Source organism: Streptomyces sp. NPDC001914 (genome assembly GCF_042891215.1).
In the GTDB taxonomy this organism is placed as follows: domain Bacteria; phylum Actinomycetota; class Actinomycetes; order Streptomycetales; family Streptomycetaceae; genus Streptomyces.
In genome coordinates, this window is the sequence record NZ_JBIASW010000001.1 from 649,948 (window position 1) to 665,492 (window position 15,545).

Annotated in this window: 16 protein-coding genes and 1 pseudogene; 9 read left to right on the forward strand and 8 right to left on the reverse strand. The window is 72.2% G+C overall.

Going from position 1 to position 15,545, the window contains the following annotated elements; genetic code table 11:
• Nucleotides 1-263 precede the first annotated feature (263 nt).
• From ACFYYF_RS03190 to ACFYYF_RS03205, 4 genes are all read left to right on the forward strand, one after another.
• Nucleotides 264-1,892: an MFS transporter gene (locus ACFYYF_RS03190; protein ID WP_388770832.1), complete on the forward strand. Its 1,629-nt coding sequence runs from the start codon at nt 264-266 to the stop codon at nt 1,890-1,892.
• 138 nt (nt 1,893-2,030) lie between these two features.
• The gene (locus ACFYYF_RS03195; RefSeq protein ID WP_151467062.1) at nt 2,031-2,228 is read left to right on the forward strand and encodes a hypothetical protein; all 198 of its coding nucleotides are present in this window, start codon (nt 2,031-2,033) and stop codon (nt 2,226-2,228) included.
• A gap of 126 nt (nt 2,229-2,354) precedes the next feature.
• A complete protein-coding gene (locus ACFYYF_RS03200; protein WP_388770834.1) occupies nt 2,355-3,017 on the forward strand; it encodes an HdeD family acid-resistance protein in 663 nt (220 codons plus the stop codon).
• A 204-nt stretch (nt 3,018-3,221) separates the two neighbouring features.
• Nucleotides 3,222-5,003 (forward strand): ArnT family glycosyltransferase, encoded by a 1,782-nt coding sequence (locus ACFYYF_RS03205; RefSeq protein WP_388770837.1) that lies wholly within the window; start codon nt 3,222-3,224, stop codon nt 5,001-5,003.
• A 35-nt stretch (nt 5,004-5,038) separates the two neighbouring features.
• On the opposite strand, the gene ACFYYF_RS03210 is transcribed toward ACFYYF_RS03205, so the two are convergent.
• The 3 genes from ACFYYF_RS03210 to ACFYYF_RS03220 all read right to left on the reverse strand — a co-directional run bounded on the left by ACFYYF_RS03210 (nt 5,039) and on the right by ACFYYF_RS03220 (nt 6,770).
• Nucleotides 5,039-5,629 (reverse strand): hypothetical protein, encoded by a 591-nt coding sequence (locus ACFYYF_RS03210; protein WP_388770839.1) that lies wholly within the window; start codon nt 5,627-5,629, stop codon nt 5,039-5,041.
• Nucleotides 5,630-5,740: 111 nt separating this feature from the next.
• Nucleotides 5,741-6,295, reverse strand: a complete 555-nt coding sequence (locus ACFYYF_RS03215) for a flavoprotein (RefSeq protein WP_388770841.1) — start codon at nt 6,293-6,295, stop codon at nt 5,741-5,743.
• Between the two features lie 13 nt (nt 6,296-6,308).
• Nucleotides 6,309-6,770, reverse strand: coding sequence for a nuclear transport factor 2 family protein (locus ACFYYF_RS03220; RefSeq protein WP_388770843.1), 462 nt, complete (start codon nt 6,768-6,770; stop codon nt 6,309-6,311).
• A 102-nt stretch (nt 6,771-6,872) separates the two neighbouring features.
• Here ACFYYF_RS03220 and ACFYYF_RS03225 point away from each other — a divergent pair, with 102 nt between their 5' ends.
• Nucleotides 6,873-7,499: a TetR/AcrR family transcriptional regulator gene (locus ACFYYF_RS03225; protein WP_388770846.1), complete on the forward strand. Its 627-nt coding sequence runs from the start codon at nt 6,873-6,875 to the stop codon at nt 7,497-7,499.
• A gap of 15 nt (nt 7,500-7,514) precedes the next feature.
• Here ACFYYF_RS03225 and ACFYYF_RS03230 read toward each other — a convergent pair whose 3' ends face one another.
• Together ACFYYF_RS03230 and ACFYYF_RS03235 are read right to left on the reverse strand one after the other, a co-directional pair.
• On the reverse strand, nt 7,515-7,727 hold the full coding sequence (locus tag ACFYYF_RS03230) for a ferredoxin (RefSeq protein ID WP_388770849.1): 213 nt from the start codon (nt 7,725-7,727) through the stop codon (nt 7,515-7,517).
• A gap of 8 nt (nt 7,728-7,735) precedes the next feature.
• Nucleotides 7,736-8,962, reverse strand: coding sequence for a cytochrome P450 (locus ACFYYF_RS03235; RefSeq protein WP_388770851.1), 1,227 nt, complete (start codon nt 8,960-8,962; stop codon nt 7,736-7,738).
• A gap of 663 nt (nt 8,963-9,625) precedes the next feature.
• Here ACFYYF_RS03235 and ACFYYF_RS03240 point away from each other — a divergent pair.
• Nucleotides 9,626-10,258 carry a LysE family transporter gene (locus ACFYYF_RS03240; protein WP_388770854.1) on the forward strand — a complete coding sequence of 211 codons (633 nt, stop codon included), beginning with the start codon at nt 9,626-9,628 and terminating at the stop codon, nt 10,256-10,258.
• Between the two features lie 158 nt (nt 10,259-10,416).
• Nucleotides 10,417-10,860, forward strand: a complete 444-nt coding sequence (locus ACFYYF_RS03245) for a nitroreductase family deazaflavin-dependent oxidoreductase (protein ID WP_361675383.1) — start codon at nt 10,417-10,419, stop codon at nt 10,858-10,860.
• A 268-nt stretch (nt 10,861-11,128) separates the two neighbouring features.
• Here the strand turns inward: ACFYYF_RS03245 and ACFYYF_RS03250 are convergent.
• Nucleotides 11,129-12,178, reverse strand: a pseudogene (locus ACFYYF_RS03250) (cation diffusion facilitator family transporter); the annotation flags it as partial.
• A 98-nt stretch (nt 12,179-12,276) separates the two neighbouring features.
• On the opposite strand from ACFYYF_RS03250, the gene ACFYYF_RS03255 reads away from it, so the two are divergent.
• Nucleotides 12,277-12,579 carry a DUF4235 domain-containing protein gene (locus tag ACFYYF_RS03255; RefSeq protein ID WP_388770856.1) on the forward strand — a complete coding sequence of 101 codons (303 nt, stop codon included), beginning with the start codon at nt 12,277-12,279 and terminating at the stop codon, nt 12,577-12,579.
• A 29-nt stretch (nt 12,580-12,608) separates the two neighbouring features.
• Here the strand turns inward: ACFYYF_RS03255 and ACFYYF_RS03260 are convergent, their stop codons facing one another.
• Together ACFYYF_RS03260 and ACFYYF_RS03265 are read right to left on the reverse strand one after the other, a co-directional pair.
• A complete protein-coding gene (locus tag ACFYYF_RS03260; protein ID WP_388770859.1) occupies nt 12,609-13,070 on the reverse strand; it encodes a pyridoxamine 5'-phosphate oxidase family protein in 462 nt (153 codons plus the stop codon).
• 93 nt (nt 13,071-13,163) lie between these two features.
• The gene (locus ACFYYF_RS03265) at nt 13,164-13,928 is read right to left on the reverse strand and encodes a TetR/AcrR family transcriptional regulator (protein WP_388770862.1); all 765 of its coding nucleotides are present in this window, start codon (nt 13,926-13,928) and stop codon (nt 13,164-13,166) included.
• Nucleotides 13,929-14,047: 119 nt separating this feature from the next.
• Between ACFYYF_RS03265 and ACFYYF_RS03270 the strand changes: the two genes are divergently transcribed.
• Nucleotides 14,048-15,541: an APC family permease gene (locus ACFYYF_RS03270; RefSeq protein ID WP_388770865.1), complete on the forward strand. Its 1,494-nt coding sequence runs from the start codon at nt 14,048-14,050 to the stop codon at nt 15,539-15,541.
• The last annotated feature ends 4 nt before the right edge of the window (nt 15,542-15,545 follow it).

The window sequence follows — 15,545 nt, forward strand, 5'->3', positions numbered from 1 at the left end:
CCCGGTGTAACCCCCGCACACTGATCGTCACCCGCTGTCCCGAATGTCGCAAGACAGACTTTCCGGTCCCCCGCCGCGGGTGAGGCGCGCGGCACCCCGCTTCGGGTGCCATGGGAGCGGATCCCCGGATGGCGGGGAGGCGTGACTCCGGGTGCCATGGATGTGCCGTGGTTACGGCGCCGCCGGCCTCCTCCAGGAGCCGGGCCGGACGCCGCCGTCCGGCGCCCTTGGTCCTGCGGGCCGAATCGATGAGGTGGTCACCGGTGAAACACTGGCGCGCTCTGGCCGTGCTCGGGACGGCGCAGTTCCTGATGGTCCTGGACACGTCCGTCATGAACGTGTCCATCAGCCAGCTCGTGGAGGACTTCGACACCGAGGTCACCGCCATCCAGGCCGTCATCACCCTCTACGCGCTGGTCATGGCGGCCTTCATGGCCACCGGCGGACGGCTCGGCGACATCCTCGGGCGCCGTCGGCTGTTCCTCGTCGGGCTCGTCGTCTACGGCGTCGGGTCGGCCCTGACCGCGGTGGCTCCCACCTTGTGGATGCTCGCGCTCGGCTGGTCGGTCGTCGAGGGGCTGGGGGCCGCTCTGGTGCTGCCGGCCATGGCGGCCCTCGTGGCGGAGTCCTACAGCGGGCGGGACCGCGCGGTCGCGTACGGCGTCATCGGCGGACTCGCCGGCGCCGGCATCGCGGTCGGACCGCTGCTGGGCGGCTGGGTGACGACGTACCTCACCTGGCGGCTGGTCTTCGCGGGCGAGGTCGTGGTCGTCGTCGCCATGCTGTGCTTCCGGCGGGCGATCCCCGAGAAGCCCCGGCCCGAGAAGCGCCCCCGGCTGGACGGCTGGGGCGCCTTCCTGTCGGCGGCCGGACTCGGGCTGGGCGTGCTGGGTGTCCTCCAGAGCGGCACCTGGGGGTGGGTGCAGCCCCGCAACCCGCCCTTCACCGTCCTCGGTTTCGCCCCGACGCTGTTCGTCGTCTCCGCCGGGGTGCTCGTCCTGGCCGTCTTCGCCAAGTGGGAGCGCCGCAGGGAGGCGCACGGCACCGACCCGCTGATCCATCTGGCGCTGCTGCACCGGCTGCCGCTGCGTTCCGGTCTGCTGACGCTGGTCAGCCAGAACCTCATCCTGCTGGGGCTGTTCTTCGCCATCCCGCTGTATCTCCAGGTGGTGCAGGGGTTCGACGCGTTCCAGACGGGTCTGCGGCTGCTCCCGGTGTCCGTCACGATGCTGCTGTCCTCCGTGCTGGCCTCCCGGCTGGGGCGGGTGATGGGGCCGCGCCGCGTGGTCAGGCTGGCTCTGCTGACGCTGCTCGGAGCCATCACGTGGCTGCTGGCCACCATCCAACCGGTCATCGACGACGCCCAGTTCGCCGGGGCCATGGCCCTGCTGGGCGTCGGCATGGGCCTGCTCGCCTCCCAGCTCGGCAACGTGGTGCAGTCCAGCGCGGGCGAGGAGGAGCGCAGCGAGGTCGGCGGGCTCCAGTTCACCGCCCAGAACCTGGGCTCCGCGCTCGGTACGGCCCTGATCGGGTCGATCCTCGTCGGCGCGCTGGCGCAGGCCTTCACCACCGAGGTGGCGAAGCATCCGGACGTGTCGCAGGAGGCACGCGAGCAGACCGGCGTCGCGCTGGAGGCGGGCATCAGCTTCGTCCCCACCGACCAGGTGCGTTCGGCGGCCGAACAGGCCGGGCTGCCGCCGGCCGAGGTCGACGCCGTCACGGACTCGTACGCGACGGCACAGCTCAACGGTCTGAAGGCGGCGATCCTGGCGGCCGGCGGCATCACGCTGGCCAGCTTCCTGGTCACGACGCACCTGCCGACCGGGCGGACGGGCCGCGGGAAGGAGCCGGGCCCGGGCAGCAGCCCGGCCGTCCCCCTCGGACAGGCGTGACCTCGGCGGACGGTCGAGGCGGCCGTCCGGCCCCAGGTTCACCTCCTGCGGGTGAGGGCGGGCGGCGCCGGCTGCCGGATGATCGTGGGGAAGGGTGCCGTCCACCTGCCCCGGGCCGCCCGCCGGGGGGAGCCCCGCATGCAGTACGAGATCCGTGTCGAGGGACATCTGTCGGAGACGCTTTCCGAGGCGTTCCCGGAGATGGACCACGTGCTGATCTCGGGTCAGACCATCCTGTTCGGCCCCGTCGTGGACGAGGCGCATCTGTACGGACTACTGGCCCGCTGCCGCTCGCTCGGACTGCGGGTCGTGGAGATGCGCCAACTGCCCGGGTGACCGTGAGGATCACCCGCCGGGGGTGAGCCGCCGGGGCCCGGCGCACGGGACCGTGGACGGCGGGAATCCACCCACCGTCCCGTCGGCGGCCCGCGACCGGTCCGCTCGACCGCGTGAGGAGGAACCATGACGGAATCGCATGGTTCGGCACCGCACACCGGACCTGAGCCCGGGCCCGGCCGCCCGGCTTCCGCGCCCCCGGGCGACCCCGTGGTGATCCTGGACCGCGTCGGCGCCTCCTGGACCTGGCTCCTCGGCTCCGCCGTCGCGACGCTGATCCCCGGCATCCTGGTCCTGGTCTGGCCGGAGGAGACCCTGCACGTCCTCGCGGTCCTCCTCGGCCTCTACCTGCTGGTCATCGGCGGGTTCCGGTTCGTGGCCGTGTTCGGCCACCGGGAGCAGGGCAACCGGTTCGCCACGCTGCTGATCGCGGTGCTCTACGTGCTGGCCGGCGTCCTGTGCCTGCGCAACCCGATGCAGACCATCGCCGCGCTCTCCTTGATCCTCGGCATCGTCTGGCTCGTGTCCGGTGTGCTGACCGCGTACACGGCCCTGTCCTCCAGGGATCTGCCGCACCGCGGCTTCGTCCTGTGCGGGGCGGCGATCGGTGTCATCGCGGGCATCGTCGTACTCGCCCTGCCGACCGAGTCGGCCCGTGCCCTGACCCGGCTGCTCGGTCTGTGGATGGTGCTGATCGGCCTGGTCGAACTCGCGATCGCCTTCGCCTGGCGGGCCGCGCTGCGCCGGGCGGTGGCCGTCACTCCGCGCGACCCGGCCTCCCCGTACTGAGGGAGGCGGAGACGGAGGGGCCCGAGCACACCGGCCCCGCGCACATCGCCGCCCGCGACACCTCGAGTTGCGCGCAAGGCCGGGCATACTCGTGACTCCCCTGCCCGGGCGCCGACCGGACGATCCGGCCGGCGCCTCGGCGCGTACCCGAATCCGCGGGCCGCCCGGTGAGCAGGCTCGTACGGAGCGGACGTAACAAAGGGCATGCCGACATTCCTGGCCAGCAGGCACGACGAGCGCGCGCCCGCGGACGGCGCGGTGGCACCGCACCCGCTCCTCGGGCGGCTGCGGGGGCACGAACGCGCCGTGTTCGTGGTGGCCGTGGTCCTGCTGCTGCTCCAGATGGCCGTCGCCATGGTCAGTACGGCCGTGGAGCAGACCCCGACGATCGACGAGCCCGTGTACGTGGGCACCGCGACGGTCTACGTCCAGCAGCACGACCTGCGCTACAACCCCGAGCATCCGCCGCTCGGCAAGCTGGTCATCGGGACCGGCCTGCTGTTCGCGCACCCGCACCTCGACCCCGCGTTCGACGGCGACCAGACCGAACTCGGGCGGCACGTGCTGTACGAGTCCGGCAACGATCCCTGGCGGGTGATGTTGTGGGCGCGGTTGCCGGTGATCGTCCTGACGCTGCTGTTCGGGCTGGTCGTCCTCGCCTTCGCCCGTGAACTCGCGGGCCGCGCGGGCGCGTTGGCGGCCCTCGCGCTGTACGCGTTCTCGCCGGACGTGATCGCGCACGGCTCGCTGGCCACGCTCGACGTGCCGGCCTCGGGTTTCCTGCTGACCTCGGTGTGGCTGGTGTGGCGGGCCAGGCGCCGGCCGTTCCCGTACCTGCCGCTCTCGGCCGTGGCGCTCGGCGCGGCGGTGGCGACCAAGATGAGCATGCTGCCCGCCGTACCGGTGGTGCTGCTCCTCGCGATGGTGTCCGTGTGGCACGCGGGCGGCACCGGCCCCGCCGCGGCACGGGACGGCGCAAGGCGGGCGAAGGCCCGGACGCTCGCACGCGGCGCCGCGGCCGCCGCCGGGATGGCCGTGGTGGCCGTCGCCGTGGTGTGGGCGACCTATCTGGCCGTCGATCCCCGGCTGCGCTGGACGGCGCCCGCCGATCTCCCCGCCGTGCACGGGCTGCGCGCGCTGCTCGTCGACCACCTGCCCCTGCCCCTGCCCTACCGGGACGGGATGCACGTCCAGTTCGGCTTCGAGAACGCGACCTGGCAGGGCTTCCTCTTCGGCCGGCTCTACGAGGGCTCCCTCTGGTACTACCTGCCTGCCGCGCTCCTGGTGAAGACCCCGCTCGGCATGACGGCGCTCTGGGCGGCCGGCTCGCTCACGCTCCTGACCGTACGCCGGCTGCGCCCCGCGGCCCCGTACCTCCTGGTCCCTCCGGCGCTGCTGCTGGCCTCGGCGATGACCGGCTCCCGTGATCTCGGCGTGCGCTACGCCCTGTTCGTGCCGGTGTTCCTCGCGGTCGCGGCGGGCTGCACCGTCGTCGCGCGGGGGCGCCGGCCGGAAGCGGCGGGCCGGACGACGCCGGCCGCGAGCGTGGGCCGCCGCCGCCTGCCGGGCCGGGCCGGGGCCGGGACGGCGGCACTCGTCCTGTTCGTGGCCGTCAGTTCACTGCTGACGTACCCGTACTACCTGCCGTACTCGAACGAGGCGTTCGGCGGTCCGGAGAAGACCTATCTGCGGCTGCACGACTCGAACGTCGACTGGGGCCAGGACCTCGGCCGTCTCGCCGACCGCCTGAAGGGGCACTACCCCCAGGAGAAGGTGTGGCTCGTGTACAAGGGCGCCGGGGTACCGTCGGCCTACGGCATCCGCGCGACCGACCCGCGCACGGTGCCCGCGGCGCGCGTGCGCGGGCTGCTGGTCGTGTCCGACACCGCGATCGACAAGGCCGACGCCCGCTTGAAGAAGCTGCTGGCGACGAGCAGGCGGGTCGAGGACGTCGGCCACTCGATGACGGTGTTCCGGAGACCTTGAGCCGGCGGCGGGCGCGCCGAGGTCGCGGACACGACCTAGGCCCGCTCCAGGACATAGGCGCTGCGCGAGTCGGGGTCGCCGAAGAAGAAGTACAGCAGTAGCCCCTTCCTCTCGTTCCGCCGCAGCTCGAAGGTCCAGGTGTAGGTATCGGGGGCCGGTTCGAGTCCGGCCGACGGGTCGAGCGATTCCTCGGCATCGGGAGCGCGCATGGCCGTCGCCGTGCGCGAGGTGAGGGTGAGCCGGACGTGCTGACCGTCGTTCCACCCGGCGCGCTCGTCGGTCAGCTCCCACACGCCCGTCCCCGACACCCGCCACCGGTCGTCGAAGTCGAACTCCTGCCCGTCCAGGAGGCGGATGACGGCCGTCCCGTCGGCGCGGAGCGTGACCTCGGTCCCGTCGACGCAACGCCACGAGCGCACGAGCTCCGCCCGCTGCACGTCGTGCACCGCGGGCACCTCGTCGTACATGTGCGGATTGCATCCCGTCAGGAGGAGCAGGAAGGCGACAAGAGCCAGGAACCACCCGGCCGCCCCGGCCCCGCCGGACCTCAGGATCCGCCCTGCCCCGCCGGGCGAGCCGGCCTCCCCGCTCCGGCCCGCCCTGCCGGGCGACTCGATCCCCACCATCCGGCCCTCCGCGACGGCCCCCACCAACGACTGCGGTCCGACCGGACGTCGATCACGCGCCTGCCATCCTGCCAGCGAATTTGAACATGTTCAACTCTTTCTCGGGAGCACTCACAGCGAGCCGGGAGACACCCGGGGCGTCAGCAGGTCCAGCACTCGTTCCCAGTGGAAGTCCCCTGCCCCGCCGTCCTGTTGACCCTCACCGCCGTACGGGTCGCCGAAGCGGACGCCCATTTCGCGGAGCCGCTGGACGGCGGCCCGGTAGGCGGGGTGGGCCGCCAACGCCTTGTTCACGCAGGGCAGTACGGCGATCGGGACGCCGAGTCCGTAGGCCTCGCACAGCGTTCCGAGGGCGAGGGTGTCGGATATGCCGGCCGCCCACTTGTTGACGGTGTTGAAGGTGGCCGGCGCGAGGGCCACCGCGTCCGGCGCGGGGAAGGGACGCGGATCGCCCGGGGCCCGCCAGGCGGAGCGGATCGGGCGGCCCGTCATCGCCTCGACCGCCGCCGCGTCGATGAAGCCGAGGCCCTGGGGCGTGGCGATGACACCGACCTCCCAGCCCCGCTCCCGCGCCGCGGTGATCAACGAGCCGACCCCCTTGGCAACGCCCGCCGCACAGACGACGACATAGAGGAAGGGTTTCCGGAGGTCAGTGGGTTCGTTCACGGGGGAACCCTAACTACCTGAGCGGGAAGCCCTGTCCGCGTTCCGACTCGGGGCGGGGGCCGTGAATCCGGCGCTCCGCCTCCTCGATCGGCACGTCGTTGATGGACGCCTCGCGCCTCGCCATCAGACCGTGCTCGTCGAACTCCCACAGCTCATTGCCGTACGAGCGCCACCACTGACCGTCGCCGTCCCGCGACTCGTACTGGAAGCGGACCGCGATGCGGTTGCCGTCGAAGGCCCACAGGTCCTTGCGCAGGGCGTACTCGCGTTCCCGGGCCCACTTGTCGGTGAGCAGTTCGACGATCCCGGCCCGGCCCGTGACGAAGGTGTCCCGGTTGCGCCAGACCGAGTCCTCGGAATAGGCGAGCGAGACCTTGTGCGGATCACGGGTGTTCCAGGCGTCCTCCGCCGCCTGGACCTTCTGGAGCGCCGTCTCGCGGGTGAAGGGCGGCAGGGGCGGGCGGTCGGCGGCCATGAGGACTCCTGAGTGTGGACGAATACAAGAGAGAACGTACGTTCTCTATGACTGGCCGCTAAGATAGAGAACGCTCGTTCTCAGGTCAAGGAGCCTCACCGTATGGACAGCACGACCGCCCGGGACCGGGCACCCTCACCCACCCGGGAACCCGCCCTCACCCCGGCCCGCGAGCAGGCCCTCGCGCTCGCCCGTGAGCAGGCCCTGGACGCGGCCGAGCAGTTGTTCTACGGCCGGGGCATCCAGGCCGTGGGCATGGACGACATCCGCGGCGCCTCGGGCGTGTCGCTCAAGCGGCTCTACCAGCTCTTCCCGGCCAAGGAACACCTGGTGGATGCCTACCTGGAGCGGCGTGACGTCCGCTGGCGGGCACGGCTCGCCGAGCACGTGGAGAGCCTGGGGGACCCCGAGCGGCGGGTCCTCGCCGTCTTCGACTGGCTCGGCCTGTGGTTCGCCGAGCCCGGCTTCCGCGGCTGCGCCTGGATCAACGCGTACGGCGAACTCGGCGCCGGCTCGGAGCGGGTGGCCGAGCGGACCCGGGCGCACAAGGCGGCCTTCCGGGCCTATCTGGGTGGGCTGGTGAGCGCGGCGGGGCGTCCCGCCGCGCTCGGCGACCAGCTGTTCCTCCTCGCCGAAGGCGCCATGGTCACGGCGGGCATCGACGGGAGCGCCGAACCCGCCGCCCAGGCGCGCGCCGCCGCCCAACTCCTGCTGGAGGAGCGGAAGTAGAGCCGGGCCGCGGGGTCAGGCGGGCCGCTCCTCCACCGTGACCGCGCCGACCGGACAGGCCCGTGCCGCCTCCCGCAGCATCGGGTCTCCGCCGCCTTCCGGCCGGTCCGGGAGCAGCGCGCCGAATCCGTCGTCGTCCTGGGTGAAGACGCCCGGAGCGGCTAGGGCGCACTGCCCCGCGCCGATGCAGACGTCCCTGTCGATCGCGATGACAACGCCCGTGTCCACGCGGCTCCTCACCAGGTCACGGGGAGTTCCAGCATCCCCTGGATCGTGTCTCCGGGCTTGAACGCGACGGCGTCGGCGGGAACGGCGAGCCGCAGGCCGGGGAAGCGGTCGAAGAGGGAACGCAGCGCGATCTCCATCTCGGCCCGCGCGAGATTCTGGCCGAGGCACTGGTGGATCCCGAAACCGAACGCGACATGGTGGCGGGCCGACCGGTGCCAGTCGAGGGTGTCGGGCTCGGGGAAGGCGAGTTCGTCGCGGTTGACGACGGAGGTGGAGAAGACCACGCCCTCGCCCTCGCGGATCGTGGTGCCGGCGATCTCGATGTCCCGCACCGCGACCCGCAGCAGTCCGTCCGCGATGGACAGGAACCGCAGCAGCTCCTCCACGGCGGCCGGCATCAGCGCCGGTTCGGCCCGCAGTTCGGTGAGTTGTTCCGGATGGCCGAGCAGGGTGAACGTGCCCAGCGAGATCATGTTCGCCGTCGTCTCGTGCCCGGCGACGAGCAGGATGGTCGCGAGCGAGATCAGCTCCTCCCGGTCCACCCTGCCCTCGCGGAGCTGATCGCGGACGAGATCGTCGAGGAGCCCGTTCCCGGGATCCTTCTCCTTTCGCTCGATCAACGCACCGAAGTAGGCATCCAGTTGATCACGGGCGTCCTCGGTGTCGGCGGCGGCGGGGCCGCGCAGCAGCCGGCGGGACTGCTCCTCGAAGAAGGCGTGGTCGCCGTACGGGACACCGAGGAGGGCGCAGATCACCATGGAGGGCACGGGGAGCGCGAAGTCGTTGACCAGCTCGGCGGGCGGGCCCTTCCGCTCCATGCGGTCGAGCAGCCGGTCTACGGTCTCCTGGATCGCGGGACGCAGCGCGGCGGTCCTCTTGAGGGTGAAACTCGGTACCAGCATGCGGCGTTGGACGTGGTGCTCGGGGTCGTCGACGCCGAGCAGCGCGATCCTGCGGTCGCGCACCGCCGCGAACCGCTCGCTGACGGCCGGGAAGGCCGGCCGGGTGCGGTCCGTGGACAGCCGCGGGTCGGCGAGGAGTTCACGGGCGGCGCCGTGACCGGTGACCACCCAGACGGTGCGTCCGTCGTACAGGGTGATCCGGGAGAGCGGGCGCCCCTCGCGCAGGGGCGTGTAGGCGGCGGGCGGGTGGTAGGGGCACGTACGGTCCTGCGGGAAGCGGACCGGGGACGGCTCGGCCGCCGCGGTCCCGGGACCGGCCGACGACCGGGCCACCGGGTTCCCGGATGCCGGGCCCCTCCCGGATGCCGGGCCCCTCCCGGATGCCGGGCCCCTCCCGGATGCCGGGCCCTTCCCGGACAGCGGGGCCTTCTCGGATACCGGGATCTTCCCGGATGCCGGGCTCTTCTCGAATGCCGAGCCTTTCTCGGATACCGGGCCCGTCCCTGATACCGGGCTCTTCTCGGACGCCGGGCCCTTCTCGGATACCAGGCCCGCCCCGTACGCCGGGCTCCGGAGTGACGGGCCCTCGGACGCCGGGGCCGGGAGTGACGGGGGTCGGGTCAGGGGGGTTTCTGTCATGAGTGACCTCGCAAGCGACGGTTCCCTCTTACCGATCTTCATTAGATGCCCCGGGCATCTATGCGGCCACGCGAAGTTCGGCCAGATGGGCCGCTCGCGCGATCTGGCCGAAGCGCGGTGGGCGCGGTTCCGCTTACCCCGGCGTTCCCGCCCGGTCGGTCCACCCGCCTGCCCGGCGTTGGCTCGAAGTCCGCGGGAGACCCCTTCCGAAAATGGGTTGCACGGCCGTGTCCGGCGGCCCGAACATCTGCCCATGTCCACGAACGAAGCCTTCCTGCCGCCGACCTCCGCCACCGTCGCTCCGGTGCGGGTCCAGCAGCAGCCCGGCCGACCCCGGAGGCCCGAGCTTCCCCGGTCGTGACCGCCGCGCTCGTCGCGGGGCTTCTCGCGGGCTATGGCATCGCCATGCCCGTCGGAGCGGTCGCGACCTACCTCGTCTCCCTCACCGCCCGTACGTCCCTGCGGATCGGCGCCTCGGCCGCGCTCGGCGTCGCGACGGCCGACGGGCTGTACGCCCTGGCCGCGGCCCTCGGGGGCACCGTGCTCGCCGCGGCGCTCCAGCCGGTGATGCTCCCGCTGAGCCGGGCCTCCGCCCTGGTCCTCGCCGTGCTGGCGGTCCACGGCGCGATCGGCGCGGTCCGCCGCTACCGCCGGCGCCGGCTCCCCGAGCGGACCGGGCAGGATCCTCCGCGCCCTGTCCGCGCCTACGTCGCCCTCCTGGGGATCACCCTGCTCAACCCCACCACCGTCGTCTACTTCGCCGCGCTGGTGCTCGGCAGCCGGACGGCCGAGGCGGTACGTCCGCTGGACCAGGGGGTGTTCGTGCTCGCCGCGTTCGCCGCGTCCGCCAGCTGGCAGCTCCTGATCGCCGGGGGCGGCGCCCTGCTGGGCCGGACTCTGACCGGCCACCGGGGACGGCTGGTGACGGGGCTCGTGTCGAGCGGCGTGATCATGCTGCTGGCCGTACGCGTCCTGGCGGGCTCGTCATGAGGGCCGCGGCCCGGACCCGGTGCGGCCCCGTACGCCCCACCGGGGGATCGGCCCGGCAAAGGGAGCCACGCGGGCCGCGGTGCGGAAGATTCGCGTCCGCGCTGGTGTTGAATCGTGCCGAGACAGGACCAGTCCGATGCGACGATGGGACGGAAGTCATGCCACTTGAGGGCGAGTACGAGCCCAGCCCCACGCAGTGGGTCCGGGACCAGGTGGAGTTGTACGAGAGTTCCGGTGGCACCAAGGGAACGACCCTGATGGACACCGGCCTGCCCGTCATCATCCTCACGACGCGCGGCGCCAAGAGCGGCAAGATCCGCAAGACCCCGCTCATGCGCGTCGAGCACGACGGGCAGTACGCGGTGGTCGCCTCGCTCGGCGGCGCTCCCAAGCACCCCGTCTGGTACCACAACGTCACCTCCGACCCCCGCGTCGAGCTCCAGGACGGGCCCGAACGCAAGGAGTTCAGGGCCCGGGAGATCACGGGTGCGGAGAAGGACCAGTGGTGGGAGCGCGCCGTCGCCGCGTATCCCCCGTACGCCGACTACCAGAAGAAGACCGACCGGGTGATTCCCATGTTCGTGCTGGAGCCGGTCGGCTGACTCCGGTGCGCCGCGGATTCCCGCGGTGCCGGTGTGCATGAACCGAAGGACGTCGGGCACCCGGCCTTCAGGCCCCGCCGCGCTCCCCCGTCGCGGCGGGGCTTCCCGCTGCGGTGGGGCTGCCCGATCCGGTGGGGCTGCCCGATCCGGTGGGGCTGCCCGATCCGGTGCGACTGGCCCCGATGGCACTGCCCGATCCGGTGGAGCCTTCCGTAGGGGCCGGGTCACCCGCGACCGCGGCCTCTTCCGCGGCGCGGCCCCCGTCACCCGCCCCTCCCTCGCCGCGGTGCCCGGCCGACCGGGCGGCTCCGGCGTCGGTCACGTCCAGGAAGATCTGGTCGGCCGCGGGGAAGGTGTGGGCGACCGAGCGCTTGACGCGGACGGCCATCTCCTCGACCTCCTCGCTGTCGAGCCCGGGGACCAGGTCGATGCGGGCGGCCACCAGGGTCGAGTCGAGGCCGAGCTCCATGGTCAGCAGCGCCTCGACACTGTCGATCTCGGGCTGCGCCTTCAGCAGTTCGCGGATCCGGCCGCTCTGCTCCTCGTCGACCGCCCGCCCGATGAGCTGTTCGCGGGCGTCGCTGCCGAGCCAGAAGGCGATGCACACGAGCAGCAGCCCGATGGCGAAGGAGGCGCAGGCTTCCCACACCACCTGGCCCGTGATCATGTGGAGCACCATGCCGGCGATCGCGAAGATCACACCCAGGACCGCGGTACCGTCCTCGGCGACGACCGTCCGCAGGGCCGGGTCACGCAGCCCGTCGCCGCCCTTGCCGCGCACCTGGAACAGGGCCCGCAGCAAGGAGACGCCCTCCGCGAGCAGGGCCACGCCGAGCACCGCGAGCCCGGTCATGTAGCCGCCGAAGGATTCCTCGGCGCCGTTGCGCAGGGCCTCGAAGCCCTGGAAGAAGGAGAAGCAGCCGCCCATGACGAAGATGCCGACGGCCGCGAGCAGTGACCAGAAGAACCGCTCCTTGCCGTAGCCGAACGGATGCCGCCGGTCGGCGGGCCGGCGGCTGCGGCGCAGCGCCGCCAGCAGGAACACCTCGTTCAGGCTGTCCGCCACGGAATGCGCGGCCTCCGAGAGGAGCGCGGGCGATCCCGAGAACAGGCCGCCCACCGCCTTGGCCACGGCGATCAGCAGGTTGGCGCCCAGCGCCACGATCACGGTGACCTTGGTCCTGTCGTCCGAGCCGTCCTCCTCACGGCTCTTCCGCCGCGTCGATGGGGCACGATCCGTCGGTTGCGTCGTCTCTTCTCCACTCACACCGGCCGGTTTCCCTCGGGTCCCCACCTCACACCGGACGGGCCGGGACAATCGGACCGAGGGGTACGAGGGCGGCACACAGGGCACTCGTACCGGGTGGGAGGAGGACCGCGCAGGTCAGCGGCCTCGGAAGCGGAGAAGGAGCCTCGGTGTCCAAGAAACAGAAGAAGCTCAAACTGCCCCTGGCGTACAAGCCGATCGGCTTCGTCCTGAGCTGGGCCGGAGGCGCCGCCGCCGGGCTCGCCTTCCAGAAGACCTGGATGGCGATACGTCACGAGGAGGACGCCCCCGACGCCCTGGACAAGGACCGCGGCTGGGGCGAGATCCTGCTGGCGGCCGCCCTCCAGGGCGCGATCTTCGCGGTGGTCCGCAGCGCCGTGGACCGCTCGGGCGCGAAGGCCATCGAACGGTCCACGGGCATGTGGCCCTCTTCCAAGTCCGGCCGCGACTGAGCGGTCCCGGGCACGAGCCTCCGGCGAGGTCAGTCGGCCGTCAGCCATGCGCCGTCGCGCATGAGGTCGCGGCCGGAGAGCTCGTCGGCCTCGCGCCAGGCCTGCACCCGTACCGGGGTGATGCTGAAGTACTGGTAATGGGTGTCGAGTTCGCGCGGGTCGAAACCGGTCCTGGCGGCGAACGCGTCCCCGGTCCCCTCCGGCAGCTCGCCGGCCTCCAGGGTCCGGACGGTGCCGTCGATCATCACCACGTCCCGGGTCGGCCCGAGACCGAGGCGTACCGTGCCGGTCGCCCGCAGGTTGCGGCCCGTGGGACTGGCGGCGGGGGTGGCCAGCAGGACGGTCGTCCCGTCCCAGAGGTAGGACAGCGGTACCAGGTACGGCGTTCCCCCGGCGCTGTCCGCGGTGGACACCCAGACGTCGATGTCGCTCTCCAGCCGGTCGAGCGTGTCCTGCTTGCGCTGCTTGCGGGTGCGGGCGGGCGGGTTCATCTGCGGACGGCCTCCTGGTCGACGGCGTACGGACGGCGCACCTGCGCCACGGCGGGCGGGTCGCCCCGCACAGGGATGACGGTGGAGCGGGCCTCAGTGTGACGGGCGGGACCCGTCCGCGCGGGGTCCTTGCGCGGAGCCGCCCGCGGTGATCTCCGCGAGCCGGGCCGCGGCGGCGCTCAGCAGCAGGTCGAGCGCCGTCGGATAGGAACTGTGCCGCATGTCGAGCACGAGGTGGCGGGCCGTCGCCGCGATGTTCGGGTGGGTCCCGGCGGGCAGCCGTGCGTACGTCGCCCGCCACACGTCGGCCTCCGCGTCGCGTGCGGCGGCGGGCAGGGCGACGCTCGCGGCGTCCAGGGCCGCGAACGCGAGCGCCTGGTCGACGAAGGCGTGGTAGATCCGTACGGCCTCGGGATCCGGGAATCCGGCGCCGCGGAGCACCCCGAGAATCCGCTCCACCGCCTGGATCTCGTGGACCCGGCCGGTCACCCGGTAGGAGCTGAGGACGGCGGCCTGCGGATGGGCGAGGGCCCCGGTGTGCATGCGCAGGCCGAGTTCCCGCAGGTCGACGCGCCAGTCACCCGTGGGACGCCAGGCGCGCAGCGTGCGGCCGATGAGCTCGTCGGCGATGGCGAGCAGCAGGTCGTCGGTGTCGCGGAAGTACCGGTACAGGGCGCTGGGGTCGGCGCCGAGGGCGAGGCCGAGGCGGCGGACGGTGAGGGCGTCGGCGCCGTGCTCCTTGAGCAGCCGCAGGGCGGTCTCGACGATCAGTTCCTCCGAGAGCACGACGCCGGTCTTGGTGGGGCGTCTGCGCCGCCGGGCGGCGGGCGGTACGACGCGGTCGTTCGTGGACGTCATGGTGTCTCCCTCCGGTGCGGGAGACCTTATGTCAACGCCGTTGACCTGTTAAGTCCCCGGGCAGTTTCATTTCCGGTCATCGGGCCGGAACCAGGCCCCGGGTGCGATCGGAGCAGGCCATGACGCAGAAGTCGTACGGTGTGGATCCCCCGTCCTTGCGCAAGACGCTGGGCGTTCTGGACGGTGTCGCCATCGCCGCGTCCAGCACGGCGGCGACCACCAGCATCGGGATCGGCCTCGGGGTGACGGCAGGGGTGGTCGGGCTGCATCTGCCCGCGATCATGCTGCTGGCCTTCGTCCCGATCCTCGGGATCGCGGGCGCCTTCTCCCGGCTGAACAAGGTCGAGCCGAACGCGGGCAACGGCTATGTGTGGGTGGGCCGTTCGCTCAGTCCCTGGCTGGGCTTCCTGGTCGGCTGGGTGAGCATCGTGGCCACCGTGGCGTTCCTCGCGTACACGACGGCGGTGACCGGTTCGGCGATGATCCAGCTCGCGGGCCAGGCGGGCCTGCACGAGGTGGCGGGGCTGGAGCTCGATCCGGGCTCGACCGCCCAGACCACGGCCGTGGGCGTCCTCGTCCTCGTCGCCGTCACGCTCACCGCGGTGACCGGCGTCAGGACGGCGGCACGGCTCCAGGCCGGACTGCTGGTCTTCGAGTACGTCGTCCTGCTGGGCTTTTGCGGATACGGCATCGTGAGCGGTCCGCACCCCTTCAGCCTCAGCTGGTTCGACCCGTTCCAGATCCCGTCGGCGACGGCTCTGGCGCAGGGCCTGCTGCTGTCGGTGTTCTGTTACTGGGGCTTCGAGGCGGCGTTCACCGTGAACGAGGAGGTGCGCGATCCCCGGGACGCCTCGCGGGCCGGGACCATCACGCTGGTGACGATGCTCGGGCTGTTCCTGCTCGGCTCGGTGGCCTTCCAGCGGGTGCTGTCCGAGGACGAGCTCGCCGGGCACGGCGCCGAGGGGCTGGCCTTCCTCGGGAACCGGCTCGCCGACCAGCCGCTGGCCGCGCTGCCCCTGGTGGCGCTGATGTTCTCGGCGGTCGCCTCGCTCCAGGCCGGTGTGATCCCGACGGCGCGCGGCATGTTCGCGATGAGCCGCGACCGTACGCTCGGGCCCGTGTGGTCCAGGGTCAGTGCCAAGTACGGGACTCCGGCGGCCGGCACGCTGCTCATCGGCGCGATGGCCGTCGCGGTGGCGGCGCTCTCGCTGGTGATTCCCCGCCTCGCCGACATGATCATGGCGACGGTCAACGCCGTCGGGATCGTCGTGGCCATGTCCTACGCGCTCATCGCCCTCGCGGCGGCCGCCCGGTTCCGCGGGCTGCTGCGCGAGAACCCGCGGGACGGGATACGCGCGGTCGTCCTGCCCGCCCTGAGCGCCGTGGCGCTGCTCGGCCTCGCCGGCTATCTCGCCTGGTCCTTCTACGACTCGGCCGATCATTTCGAGGTCAGCGCGGACAACGGCTGGTTCCTGCTGCTCACCCCGACCCTCATGATCGTCTCGGGCTTCGTGGCCGGCGCCTGGGCCAAGTGGGTGCGCAAGTCCGCGTACTTCACCACCGGACGGGGTACCGACGCCGACGCGCCCCAGCTCCTGGCCACCCCCAACTGAACGC

What these genes read in the sequence shown, in the direction of transcription:
- ACFYYF_RS03245 (WP_361675383.1), top strand. Translation starts at nt 10,417, where the DNA reads ATGCCACTTGAGGGCGAGTACGAGCCCAGCCCCACGCAGTGGGTCCGG.
- ACFYYF_RS03220 (WP_388770843.1), bottom strand. Translation starts at nt 6,770, where the DNA reads ATGGCCGCCGACCGCCCGCCCCTGCCGCCCTTCACCCGCGAGACGGCG.
- ACFYYF_RS03210 (WP_388770839.1), bottom strand. Translation starts at nt 5,629, where the DNA reads ATGGTGGGGATCGAGTCGCCCGGCAGGGCGGGCCGGAGCGGGGAGGCC.
- ACFYYF_RS03205 (WP_388770837.1), top strand. Translation starts at nt 3,222, where the DNA reads ATGCCGACATTCCTGGCCAGCAGGCACGACGAGCGCGCGCCCGCGGAC.
- ACFYYF_RS03270 (WP_388770865.1), top strand. Translation starts at nt 14,048, where the DNA reads ATGACGCAGAAGTCGTACGGTGTGGATCCCCCGTCCTTGCGCAAGACG.
- ACFYYF_RS03195 (WP_151467062.1), top strand. Translation starts at nt 2,031, where the DNA reads ATGCAGTACGAGATCCGTGTCGAGGGACATCTGTCGGAGACGCTTTCC.
- ACFYYF_RS03200 (WP_388770834.1), top strand. Translation starts at nt 2,355, where the DNA reads ATGACGGAATCGCATGGTTCGGCACCGCACACCGGACCTGAGCCCGGG.
- ACFYYF_RS03265 (WP_388770862.1), bottom strand. Translation starts at nt 13,928, where the DNA reads ATGACGTCCACGAACGACCGCGTCGTACCGCCCGCCGCCCGGCGGCGC.
- ACFYYF_RS03260 (WP_388770859.1), bottom strand. Translation starts at nt 13,070, where the DNA reads ATGAACCCGCCCGCCCGCACCCGCAAGCAGCGCAAGCAGGACACGCTC.
- ACFYYF_RS03225 (WP_388770846.1), top strand. Translation starts at nt 6,873, where the DNA reads ATGGACAGCACGACCGCCCGGGACCGGGCACCCTCACCCACCCGGGAA.